Annotated in this window: 11 protein-coding genes; 7 read left to right on the top strand and 4 right to left on the bottom strand. The window is 45.1% G+C overall.

Annotated features, from left to right (window positions below; translation table 11 throughout):
* The 5 genes from H4K34_RS08760 to H4K34_RS08740 are packed head-to-tail and all read left to right on the top strand — an operon-like array spanning position 1 to position 4,953.
* Positions 1-1,221, top strand: a complete 1,221-nt coding sequence (locus H4K34_RS08760) for an ABC transporter permease (protein WP_210760445.1) — start codon at positions 1-3, stop codon at positions 1,219-1,221.
* Positions 1,218-2,438 carry an ABC transporter permease gene (locus H4K34_RS08755; protein WP_210760444.1) on the top strand — a complete coding sequence of 407 codons (1,221 nt, stop codon included), beginning with the start codon at positions 1,218-1,220 and terminating at the stop codon, positions 2,436-2,438. The genes H4K34_RS08760 and H4K34_RS08755 overlap by 4 nt, the downstream gene beginning before the upstream one ends.
* Positions 2,439-2,449: 11 nt before the next feature.
* Positions 2,450-3,133: an ABC transporter ATP-binding protein gene (locus H4K34_RS08750; RefSeq protein WP_210760443.1), complete on the top strand. Its 684-nt coding sequence runs from the start codon at positions 2,450-2,452 to the stop codon at positions 3,131-3,133.
* Positions 3,130-4,311: a hypothetical protein gene (locus H4K34_RS08745; protein WP_210760442.1), complete on the top strand. Its 1,182-nt coding sequence runs from the start codon at positions 3,130-3,132 to the stop codon at positions 4,309-4,311. Before H4K34_RS08750 ends, H4K34_RS08745 begins: the two co-directional genes overlap by 4 nt.
* 12 nt (positions 4,312-4,323) lie before the next feature.
* Positions 4,324-4,953 carry a hypothetical protein gene (locus H4K34_RS08740; RefSeq protein WP_210760441.1) on the top strand — a complete coding sequence of 210 codons (630 nt, stop codon included), beginning with the start codon at positions 4,324-4,326 and terminating at the stop codon, positions 4,951-4,953.
* Here H4K34_RS08740 and H4K34_RS08735 read toward each other — a convergent pair.
* From H4K34_RS08735 to H4K34_RS08720, 4 genes are all read right to left on the bottom strand, one after another.
* Complete coding sequence (locus H4K34_RS08735; protein ID WP_210760440.1) at positions 4,950-6,605, bottom strand: DUF6798 domain-containing protein; 1,656 nt, start codon at positions 6,603-6,605, stop codon at positions 4,950-4,952. The two genes, H4K34_RS08740 and H4K34_RS08735, sit on opposite strands and share 4 nt — an antisense overlap.
* Positions 6,606-6,711: 106 nt before the next feature.
* Positions 6,712-7,383 (bottom strand): nitroreductase family protein, encoded by a 672-nt coding sequence (locus H4K34_RS08730; protein WP_210760439.1) that lies wholly within the window; start codon positions 7,381-7,383, stop codon positions 6,712-6,714.
* 143 nt (positions 7,384-7,526) lie between these two features.
* Positions 7,527-8,510, bottom strand: coding sequence for an NAD(P)H-dependent glycerol-3-phosphate dehydrogenase (locus tag H4K34_RS08725; protein WP_210760438.1), 984 nt, complete (start codon positions 8,508-8,510; stop codon positions 7,527-7,529).
* A gap of 1 nt (position 8,511) precedes the next feature.
* Entirely contained in the window at positions 8,512-10,191 is a 1,680-nt protein-coding gene (locus H4K34_RS08720) for a M28 family peptidase (protein WP_210760437.1), read from the bottom strand.
* A gap of 125 nt (positions 10,192-10,316) precedes the next feature.
* Here H4K34_RS08720 and H4K34_RS08715 point away from each other — a divergent pair, with 125 nt between their 5' ends.
* Together H4K34_RS08715 and dut are read left to right on the top strand one after the other, a co-directional pair.
* Positions 10,317-11,780 carry a lipopolysaccharide biosynthesis protein gene (locus H4K34_RS08715; RefSeq protein WP_210760436.1) on the top strand — a complete coding sequence of 488 codons (1,464 nt, stop codon included), beginning with the start codon at positions 10,317-10,319 and terminating at the stop codon, positions 11,778-11,780.
* Positions 11,777-12,211, top strand: coding sequence for a dUTP diphosphatase (gene dut, locus H4K34_RS08710; RefSeq protein ID WP_210760435.1), 435 nt, complete (start codon positions 11,777-11,779; stop codon positions 12,209-12,211). The genes H4K34_RS08715 and dut overlap by 4 nt, the downstream gene beginning before the upstream one ends.
* Positions 12,212-12,261 lie beyond the last annotated feature (50 nt).

Genomic DNA, 12,261 nt, shown 5'->3' with positions numbered 1-12,261 from the left:
ATGCTATTCAAGATTGCCTGGCGAAATATTTGGCGCAACAAACGCCGGAGCCTGATTACTCTGGCTTCGGTTGCCTTTGCCCTCTTTTTCGCCATCGTAATGCGGAGCATGCAGCTGGGTACTTACGACAAAGCTTACTCCTCCGTAATTAATGCCACCACTGGCTTTATGCAGTGGCAAGCCAATGGCTACTGGGATAAGCAAACCCTGGAGCGCAGCTTTATCCCAGACAGTATGGCGCGTGAAAAAATGCTCAGCGACCCTGGTTTAGAAGCGCTATTGCCACGTCTCGAAAGCTTTGCTTTACTCGCATCTGATCAAAGTGAAACCAAACCCGGTTTTCTGAAAGGCGTTGATGCCGAAATGGAAAGCCAGTATTTCAACTTAAACGAAAAGCTCCTGCGCGGTGCCCTTCCTCAAAAAGGAGAACTAGGGGTTTGTTTGGCAAGCAAATTAGCCGAAAGCTTAAAGCTTGATGTGGGTGATACCCTCATTATTGTGGGTCAAGGTTATCATGGCATAAGTGCTAATGGCAAATATCCGGTATTGGGTGTGGCTGATTTGAAAAACCCGGTTGCCAATAAGAGCACAGTTTATCTGGATTTAGCCGAACTCCAATACCTCACCGGAGCTTATAATCGAGTGAGTGCCGAAGTATTGGTTCCTAAAGACCCTGAAGATTTGGAAGCCTTGCAAAGTCGATTAATTAGCGACATTGACACTGCCAGCACCACCCTGCTTACCTGGAGGCAAATGCTCCCCGAATTAATTGAGGCCATGGAGGCTGATAGCGCCGGGGGTTTGGCCATTCTCTTTATCCTTTACCTGGTGATTGGCTTTGGTGTATTTGGCACCATCCTTATGCTTACAGCGGAGCGAAAACCTGAATTCGGTATCCTCCTGTCCATTGGGATGAATCGCGGTCGTTTGGCCCTAAGCACCTTTATGGAAACTACCTTCCTCAATCTCTTAGGAATTATTACCGGCAGCCTTTTGGCCCTGCCCATTGCCCTTTACTACCATTACAATCCCATCGAACTCAGTGGTGATATGGACGCCATGATGGAGGACTATGGTATGGAACCACTCTTACCCTTTAGCATTGACCCCGACATTTGGTTTACCCATGGCGGAATTGTGCTTTGCATAAGCGTGCTGGTAAGCCTCTATGCTATTGCTAGCATTTACCGTTTGAACCCTGTAAAAGCCATGCGCCGATGAAAACTTTATTTAAAATCGCCTGGCGTAATATCTGGCGCAATCGCCTGCGCAGCCTGGTGGTTATCATCTCCATCATTTTGGGAATTTGGGCGGGTGTATTTGTAAGTGCCTTTAGCTTCGGATTGAACGACCAGCGCAAGGTGAGTATGATCCGCAATCAGATATCCCATTTACAATTCCATGATCCTCGCTGGGAAGAAGAGCCCAATGTTAACTACCTCATTTCGGATGCCAAAGCGGTTGAGAGTTGGTTAGAACAACAAAAGCCAGAAGCCTATGCCTTTCGATTGAAAACCATGGGCATGGCCGCTACCGCTCATTTTAGTGGAGGCGTGCAAATCATTGGAATACAGCCCGAGCAGGAAAGCCTCTTAACTGGTTTAGGTGGCCGCATTGATAGTGGTGACTATCTCAATGATAAAGGCCGCAATCCCATTCTAGTCGGTGAAGCCTTAGCCGAAAAGCTGGAGGTAAAACCCGGTTCCAGAGTTATTCTCAGCTTTAGTGATGGCGCACAAAATTTAGTTTCGGCTTCCTTTAAGGTGAAAGGACTCTATCACGATGTTTCCTCTCAGATTGAAAAGTTGAATGTCTACATCCGAGCCGAAGACCTTCAAAGTTTATTAGGCCTGGAAGCCGATCAATACCATGAAGCCGCCCTACTTCTTAAAGATGACAATCAAGTAGAAGCCGAGCTGAGCAAAGCCAAAGAGGCCTTCCCCCAGCTATTGGTAGAAAGCTGGAAAGACCTGGCCCCCGAATTAGCTTATGCTGATGAACTGATGTCGCAAATGCTCTATATCATAATTGGCATCATCATGCTGGCCCTCTCCTTTGGCATTATCAATACCATGTTAATGGCCGTTTTGGAACGTCGCAAAGAATTAGGCATGCTAATGAGCGTAGGCATGAGTAAAAGACGGGTCTTTGCTATGGTGATTATCGAAACCCTTTTACTGGCCTTAATAAGCGGACCCTTAGGCATTATAGCGGGCTATCTGAGCATCAGCTCTACGGCCGAAAGTGGTTTAAATCTGGCCATGTTTAGCGATGGTTTATCCAGCTATGGTATTGGCACCATTATCTATCCCAGCTTACCCCAAAGCTTCTATTTCGGAACCGCCGCCATAGTATTCATCATGACCTTGCTGGCAGCGATCTATCCCGCGCGACATGCGCTTAAACTCAACCCCGTTGAAACGATGCGAACTCTTTAAAATATTTCTCCATGTCTGTAATTGAAGCCAAAAACCTCAGCCGCATTTACCAGGATGGTGAAAGCACCATTCATGCGGTAGATAAAATCAACCTTTCGGTAGAAGCCGGCGAGTTTACTGCCATTATTGGTCCATCCGGATCCGGTAAAACCACCCTCCTCAACTTAATCGGAGGATTGGACAGCCCCAGCGAAGGAACCGTGGTAGTAGATGGTAAAGAAATCCATGAACTCCGCGATAATGCTCTAATCAATTTTCGCCTGCGCCACATCGGTTTCGTTTTTCAGGCTTATAACCTTATTCCGGTTTTAAGCGCTCAGGAAAATGTGGAATTCATTATGCTCCTCCAAGGCCAAAGCGCCAAGGAGCGAGAAGCCCGAGCCAAGGAATTACTAAAAGCCGTAGGCTTGGAAAATCAAATGCATAAGCGCCCCTCCGAATTAAGTGGGGGGCAGCAACAAAGGGTAGCCGTAGCCAGAGCATTGGCCTCTAAACCCAGCTTCGTTTTAGCGGATGAGCCTACTGCTAACCTCGACTCAAAAAGCACTGAGGACCTGCTCGACATCATGCACCGCCTCAATAAGGAAGAGGGCATTACCTTTTTATTCTCCACCCATGATCAAAGGGTAATCGACAGAGCCGAACGTTTAATTTATGTGGAAGACGGTAAAATCAAAAGTGACACCCGACAGTGAAACGACTGATTTTCATCTTAAGCTTTATACCCCTGAGCCTTTGGGCTCAGGAATCTCCCTGGCAATTTCAGGGCTATCTTAAATACCTGGGGAGCTATAGCCATCTCAATGCGAACTTTTATCCGAAATCGCTGCGACCGGGTTTAAAAGTGGACAACTACGATCAATTGATCCATAATCGGCTAGATCTAAAATACTACAAAGGACACTGGAGCGGCGCACTTAGCATGCGTAATCGCCTCTTTCAAGGTGCCAGTCCGGCGCAAGGGGATGCCTTTATGGATGCCCTGGATACTGATGCCGGTCTCGTAGACCTCAGCTTTTTGTACTGGCGTAGTGATGAAGTTTTGCTCCATAGTATTTTCGATCGAGCCTGGTTGCAGTATGAGTTTAAGGATGGAAATATCCGCCTGGGTCGACAGCGAATCAACTGGGGCATCAACACCATTTTTAATCCTAACGACATCCTAAATCAGTACAATTTCTTCGACTTCGACTATGAAGAAAGACCGGGTACCGATGCCGTACGCATACAGTGGTTCCCCAGTTTCGACAGTCAATTGGAACTGGCCCTGGCCCCGGCCAAAGAAATTGCGCAATCTACCGCAGCCCTGCGCTATCGCAATAATGCTCTCACCTACGACCTACAAGGAATTGCAGGCTATTTTAAAGATAATCTTACCCTGGGTGCTGGCTGGGCTGGTAATATTTGGGATTTAGGTTTCAAAGGCGAGTTCAATTACTATTGGCCGCTGAATGATTTACAGCGGGAAGCCTGGATATTTAGCACCGGTTTGGATTATGTGCTAAGTAATGGCCTTTATATCTCCGCGGGTTACCTCTATAATCAAAGTGCCCCCCAACAAGGAGGAATTGGCGATTTCGGTCAATTAGGGGCCGGTCAAGTTTTAAGTCCTAAAAACCCCTTTATATTCCAGCATACCGCTATTGTAAATAGCAATTATGCTTTCAATCCGCTTTTCAATGGTTCCTTTACCTTGATGTACAGCCCGGATGCACACAGCACTATAATCTTCCCCAGTCTTAGTTATTCTCTAAACACCAATTTAGATTTGATGTTGGCAGGGCAGTTTTTCCTTTCGGATAATCCTATCGAAAACGATAATTGGCAGTGGCTGGTTAGTGCTAGCTACCTGCGCTTAAAATGGTCCTTTTAATACCTTTAGGGCATGCGAAAATTTCTGTTTTTTGGCTTAAGCCTGATGCTTTTTGGGGCATGCGAAAATGATTCCATTTACAAGGTAGAAGCTGTAGAACGAGAGCTTCTGAATGATGAGAACTGCTTGATACACCAACGCTATCCTCAAATTCGTGGGATCCAAGACAGCATGACCAGCATAGGCTTAAATGAAACCCTGCGCAAATCGCCTCAGCTAGAGCAATATCTGGCTCAGTGCCTTGAACCGGATAGCGGACAACGTAAGCTGGTCTTAAGCGATTATCGTTTGCACTATGTAAGTGACAGCCTTATCAGCCTAGAGCTGTACCGAAAGGTAAAAGCCAGCGCCAATCAAGAGTGGCAAGAGATGTACTTTCCAATCAGCTTGCACTTACCCGAAGCCTTTTTCCCTCCTCTGGACCTAGTTTTAGGAGCCGATATTTATCCGAAAGTCCTCGCTCATTTAGAAAAATGGAAGGCAGAAGAAGAAGGACGAAACTTTAATGAAAGGGCCTTTGTAACTGGCAATAATTATATGCTACCCTTTTGCCTTTCGGCGGATAGCCTGATCTTATATCCAGGTGCTGAAGGTGAATTCGTGGGCCATCAGCGTTTAGCGATCGCCTTAAATTCTCTTTAGTTTCCTACGCTGGCTAAGAATACCGGCGTTTCTTTGGTGGGAAGTTGATAAACCACATAGTGCTCGTTTAAATAGGCCACCGGTAATTTATCTACACTGCGATCTGCATAGTGCACCACATAAGCTTCGCTGTGCTTATCGGATTCGCGATCCCAAATATTCAAGAAGTCTTGAGATTGTAAAGTGCTGTAATCTTCCTTCAAATGATCAGGGTCAGTACAATTAAGACGCGACATATGATCGTACCAATATTCAGCATATTGCTCACTGAAAAAGGCCTTGGTACCATCAAACCAATCACCATAAGAAGTTCTCAAACTACGCACTCTAAAGCCTAATTCGGCTGGAGGCACGATAGCCAAAGCATCCTGAGCGGTATTCTCGCGGAACCAATCCTGCACCTCATACCAATCTTTTTCCTGGTTACCCTGATGAATTTCGAGACCACCTCTCATCAACATCGCAATCAATCCTAAGCTTAGATAGGCAAAAGAAAGTCCTAAACTGGCTTTGCGTTTAAAGCCGAAATAACGAATAACAAACCAGGCCAGGCCTATCAGGCTTAAAGCCGAAATGGTTTTAGCCCACTCTCCATAAGCGTATTGTGCCAGGAAAGGAATTGCCAATAGGTAGAATATCGGTTTCGGGTTTTTCACCAACATACCGGCCCACAAGATTAAGCTTAAGGTGCCCATAAAAAGGAAGGCGCGATAAAACTGAAATTGGATGATCAATTTCACCGGATAGAACTCGGTAAAAACTGTTCCTAATAGCATCATAAATAAGATACTTCCACCAAAAGCATGTAAGAAAACCTTGGCCTTAGGAGCAAAATTCCCTTTAGCTAAAATCACATAGTAGGAAAGGATGATCAATGCTGTTTTCAGGAAAATGCTAGGTGGAAATTCACTAGGGAAGGTATGATGTCCATTACGCAAGCGCATTACCTCCATCCAGGTTTCCGAAAAGCTTAAAGAAGATTCACCACTGGTATTGCTAAACTTAAGCAGTAATACCGGGCTTACCATTAACAGTAAGAAGAAGCCTTGCCAAATGTGTTCTTTCTTCAGCCCTTCATTCAATAGAACGGCTAAACCAGAGGCGGCAATCACATATATCGCGGAAAGTGGGTGGATATTGAAGGCTAAGCCCAGCAATAAAATGGCATACCACAAGCGACCCTTATAGAGGTGTAAAATCGATAATAGCAAAATGGGGTAGGTAATGGTACGCTCCATTAAAAGCGTATCCCAAATACTTACATCACCAATTACGGGAAAGGCAAAACTTAATAGCACCACGGCCAAAACCCCGGCTTCTTTAGAATTAAAGATCTCCTGACCTAAGCGATAAAAACTATAAATAGTAAGAGCCAGGCATATCAAGTAAAAGCTAAAGAAAAGCAAGGGCACATTCTCCCCAAAGAAGGGCAAGGCCCACTTTAAGAGGAATAGGAAGAAAGTGGGCGAATTGCTGTATTGCTCCACTAAAAGATCGTGAGGGTAATTGGAAGGATCAATCAATTCGTACAACCAGGGAAGGGAAATAAATTGATTCCACATCCCAAAATGGTATTGATTAATTCCAATCACCGAGGCCACGGCCACAATGATTAAAAAGAATGGAACTTTAATTCTGTCGATGATTGTCATTACCCTAAATCTTATCCGATACAAATGTGTAACAGACCTATTAAAGGGCTCTGAATCTTTCGATTAGAAGCGCCATTCACACGATGAACGGCTAAGGTTTAGATTTTTAGAGTATAGAACTATGCTCCTCGAAGCTCTTTTTGCGAAGCTCTGGAACCTGAGCATCCTCCGCCGGATAGCCAAGGGGCAAAAGCAAAAATGGCTTTTGATGTGAGGGTCGCTCTAAAATCTCCGAGAGGAAATTCATCGGGCTAGGTGTATGCGTTAAAGTCGCCAAGCCTAATAGATGAATCGCGGCAATTAAAAAGCCCGAAGCAATGCCCACCGACTCATTCACATAATAGTGCTTGTTTTTGCTGCCATTTTCATCCTGACCGTAGATTTCCTTAAACACTACTAACAACCATGGCGCAGTGGTGAGGAAAGGCTTTTGCCAATCGGTTCCCAGAGGAGCTAAATCCTCCAGCCACTCCTTGGGAGCGCGCTCTTCGTAAAAGAGTTTTTCCTCCGCTTCGGCGGCTTCGCGAATACGGGCCTTAATTTCGGGATTGCGAACGGCCACAAAATGCCAGGGTTGCTTATTGGCACCGCTAGGTGCAGAGGCAGCAATTTGCAGGAGGTTCTTAACAACAGCCTCTGGAATATCCCGATCAGAATAATCACGGCAACTGCGACGTTGCAAGATTTCTGCCTGCAATTGATCCGCGGCATTGAGCAAGGCTTCACCTTCGTGTTTAACGCTAAAAGACAGGGGAATAAAGGGGTATTCTTTGGCCATAGTACAAAAGAGATCTGAGTGCAAACTCCTCGAAACAAGCAAACTAATGTATTTTTTAGTACATTAGAGTGTTGTTCGAAAAAACAATGTTTTTTATTCTCTCCCCCTGGACCTGCCCTTGGCAGGTCCTCCCGTTTAAGGACCTAAGAAAGTTTAAGGGCCAATTTGGCCATTACCTTTTTAGGGTTCCGATTTTCGTAAAGAATCTTATAAACGGCATCGGCAATGGGCATTTTAACCTCATTTTCTTTGCGCACTTCACGAATCAATCGGGCGGCATAATAACCCTCGGCCACCATATTCATTTCTAACATGGCACTGCGAATCGTATAACCCTTACCGATCATATTCCCAAAGGTGCGATTGCGGGAAAACTGCGAATAGGCCGTTACCAATAAATCCCCCAAATAGGCTGATCCATTAATATCGCGCTTGATAGGATGAACAGATTTTATGAACTTCTTCATCTCCCGAATCCCATTACTCACCAATACCGCCTGAAAGTTATCGCCATATCCTAAGCCATGGAAAATACCGGCGGCTAAAGCATAAATGTTCTTTAATACCGCTGCATACTCAGTACCGTAAATATCATCTGAAGTTTTGGTAAGAATATAATCGCAAGTGAGGTTCTTGGCTACCTTTTTGGCCATGTCGGCATTGGTGCTAGCCACGGTTAAATAGCTCAAGCGTTCTAGGGCTACCTCTTCCGCATGACAAGGACCGGTAATTACTCCAATCTGATCCAGAGGCACCCCCAGATTCTGATTAAAGTACTCGCCTACAATCAGGTTCTCATCTGGTACAATCCCTTTAATAGCGCTAAATACATGCTTGTCTTTTATATCTACTTCCAATCCGGAAAGAGCAGATTTCAAGAAGGCCGAGGGAATAGCGAAAATCAGGCAGTCGGCATTACTAACGATATGGTTGAGATCATTCGAAATGTCGATACGCTCGGTAGCCAATTCCACGGAGCTCAAATATTTAAGGTTATTGTGATACTTCTTAATATGCATCACATTCTCCTCATCCCGCATCCACCAACCTACATAGTCGTTGTTCTCGGTTAATATTTTTACAATCGCTGTGGCCCAGCTGCCGCCGCCAATTACTGCAATATTCATCCTAAAACTGAATTTGAGCTTTTTCTACTTTGCCTTCCCGCTGATACAATAAGGTGGCTTTATCGCCTTGATTAAACTGCGCCAGGGCCTGCATATAGCTCTGCATATCACTTACCTGTACTTCGCCCAATTGAGTGACAATATCCCCGGCTTTTAATCCGGCTTTGGCGGCAGGCTTATCGGGACTAACCCCGTCGATTTTCATTCCATTGCCGCTGTAGAGATAGTCGGGCATTACGCCTAAGGTAACAGAGAATTTAGGGGCTTTGGTACTTTCAATCTTGGTAGTAGTAAAAACAAAATCTCCTCCCTGAGGAGTATTGCGAATAATTGAACTCATCAAACCTAAAACCCGATAAATTCCTACTACATTGATTTTATCTGCATCATCACTAGGCTTATGGTAATCAGGATGAGTTCCGGTAAAGAAATGCAGGGCTGGTACGCTGGCATAGTAAAAACTGGTATGGTCACTGGGCCCTACTCCGCTTTCGCCAAACTCGAAGTTTAAGCCACATTCAATCGGCTCAACCAAATCGCGCCATTGGGGAGAGGTACCCATGCCATTCACCGCAAGGCGATCATCTTCCATGCGACCAATCATATCCATATTAAACATATAGTACCAACTTTCCTGGCGGGTGGCGGTGCGCTCTACAAAGGCTTTCGAACCTAAGAGGCCCATTTCTTCGCCCGAAAAGGCTACTAAAAGGTAGTTGAAGCGACGCATAACCGGATCCTGAGTTTTAGAAAGGAAACGAGCCATGCCTAATAAACCGGCTACTCCACTGGCATTATCATCTGCTCCATTGTGAACCATAGGTTCCTCGCCAGTATAGCGTGAGCTTTCCCCACCAAATCCCAAGTGATCGTAATGAGCGCCTATAATAATGGTTCTTCTTTGGCCATTATTTATCATTCCTGCAACATTATAGGTCACGTCCTCAATGGCATGCAAGGAAACGGAGCCTTCCACTTCACGACTACGACGAAGCTTTTTAGCAATCTTAGGATCACTCACGTAAATCACCGGAATCCCGATACTCTCCAAACTTTTAAACTCACTTTTAGGGCTGTTTGCGTTGCCCTTGGTATGCACCAGAATAACGGCTTTGGCGCCCTTAGTTTTTAGAAGTCGAATACGCTTGGCGATATCGTGCCAGTCCTTGAATTTCGAATGGGGATGAATACCGTCGGGGGAGCTAATTTCCATTACGGCGATGGCGCCTTTCAAATCTTCATCATCGAGATCATCCCGATCCAATTTCTGGCTTTCAATACCAAATGAAACGTATTCTGTTTCGCCCTTAAAGCTGCCATTGCCAGAATACATCACCGGATAATAAGCTTCATCCAATTTGAGGGCATCTCCCTTAAAGCGGAAATAATTACCATCCGCAGGACGATCTACCCGATTGGGGACACTAAATTCCTGTAAATAGGTTTCTTTAAAATAAGGTTCAACTCCATGGTTTCTAAACTGCGCCATGATGTATTCTCGGCTCAGTTCATCTCCGTCGCTGCCGGGTTTACGGCCACCTAATTCATCCGAAGCGAGGTAAGCTACATCCTGACGAATTTGCTCTACCGCATCCCGAGGAAACTCGTAACAGCTGGAAACATTGCCCTGAGCCCAGAGTAGGGGGGCCCAGAAAGAGAGTACTAGTATTTTGCGAATCATTGTTCCATTATTAGGGCCTCAAATATAAAGATTGCAAAGGGCGCGTTGTTAATAGTGCCGTGTAGAAATCCGCTTGATTTTAGCGGCAGCGTTTAGAGCGACACCGTATTTTAGCTCCCTGCACTATGTCTTCACTTCGAAATTTAGCCTCGCAAACGGTTATCTATGGTTTAACCACCATTTTAGCGCGCTTGCTCAATTTCGCCCTTACGCCGCTGCATACCGGTCAAATCGATAAAGCGGATTATGGGGTGGTGAACGATTTATACTCCATGATTGCCTTCTTAATGGTGATTTTAACCTTTGGTATGGAGACCGCCTTTTTCCGTTTTAATCGCGATAAACGCTATGATCCGGATACAGTATTTAGTCATGCCTTGCTCTTTACCCTCTTTAGTAGCGGACTTTTAATCAGCCTCAGCTTTATTTTTCGCGATTCCCTGGCTAGCCTGCTGCAGTACGAAGAGCGTCCTTTCCTACTAATTTGGATGATGGGCATTGTGGCCATGGATGCGATTGCCGCGGTTCCTTTTGCCCGCTTGCGCGCCGATAATAAACCGATACGATTTTTAGTAATTCGCTTGGGCACCATCGGTTTGATGGTTTTACTCAACCTCATTTATTTCTGGCTCTTACCTAAATTGGCCGAAGATGCCAGTACAGACTCCTGGGTATTTAGTGTTTACAATGCCGAAAACGGCGTGATTTACGTTTTCCTCTTCAACCTGATTGGCAATGCTTTTATGATGCTTCTCTTTTTGCCGGAGCTTCTCAAAATCCGCTTTAAGATCAATCAGGATTTACTGAAGAAAATGCTGATTTACTCCAGCCCGCTGGTGATTGGTGGTTTAGCGGGCATCGCCAATGAAAAGGCCCAGTATCAGTTCATGAAGTACTTATTACCATTGGAAATCAACACAGTTTCTATGGGAATTTTCGGCGCTATGATGAAGATCGCCACCTTTATGATGCTCTTTATACAGGCCTTCCGTTTTGCGGCAGAGCCCTTCTTCTTTAGTGGGGAAGGTGATTTCAAATCGAAAATGGCTCAGGTAATGCGCTATTTCGTGTTGATCCAAAGCTTGATATTCTTGGGATTGGTCTGCTTTACTGATTTTCTGCAGTGGACTCACTTTATCCATCCCAAATATTGGGAAGGCTGGCATATCGTACCCATTTTGCTTTTTGCGAACCTCTTACTTGGAATCAATTTCAACCTCAATATTTGGTATAAGCTCGAGAACAAAACCAGCATGGGTATTTATATCAATTTTTTTGGTTTGATTTTCACCGTTTTGGCCAACCTGCTCCTGGTTCCCCTATTTAATTATACCGGCGCAGCCTTGGCAACCCTCATTAGCTATGCAGCCATGACGGCTTATTCCTATTACCTCAATCAAAAACATCAGCCTACCGCGTATCCCTTACGGGCGATCAGTTTTTACCTGGGACTTTCTTTGATTGGAAGTATTGTTAGCTTTTACCTTTTAGATCATTATTGGCTCTACAGCCTGATTATATTCAGCGCTTATAGCAGCTTAATTTTATGGCTGGAATGGCCACAACTTAAACTCCTCAAACGTCGATGAGTAAAGTAAATATCATTAACCGCTCTCCTTATCCCTTACCCGAATATCAAACCGAGAATTCGGCAGGATTGGATTTAAGAGCCGTATTAGATGAAACCCTGGAGCTAAAACCTCTGGAGCGCAGCTTAATTAAAACCGGATTATTCATGGCCCTGGAGCCCGGTACCGAAGCCCAGGTTCGCCCTCGCAGTGGATTGGCCTTAAAAAAGGGCTTGTCGGTACTAAATAGCCCTGGAACTATTGATGCCGATTACCGTGGCGAGGTGGGCGTGATTTTAGTGAATCTCTCCAATGAAAATGTGCTTATCGAACCCGGTGAACGCATCGCCCAATTAGTGCTGGCGCGCTACGAAAATATTGTCTGGAATGAAGTAGACGAATTGGATGAAACCCAACGTGGCAGCGGGGGTTTCGGCAGCACAGGTAGCTAAAGAATTAAGACTAAGATAATCCCATGAATATTAGGCAAAAGCTATTTTTG

The organism is Croceimicrobium hydrocarbonivorans, from assembly GCF_014524565.1.
GTDB classification, from domain to species: Bacteria; Bacteroidota; Bacteroidia; order Flavobacteriales; family Schleiferiaceae; genus Croceimicrobium; species Croceimicrobium hydrocarbonivorans.
The sequence above is the reverse complement of the archived record's forward strand: the minus strand, read 5'-3'. Positions and strand labels throughout refer to the sequence as shown.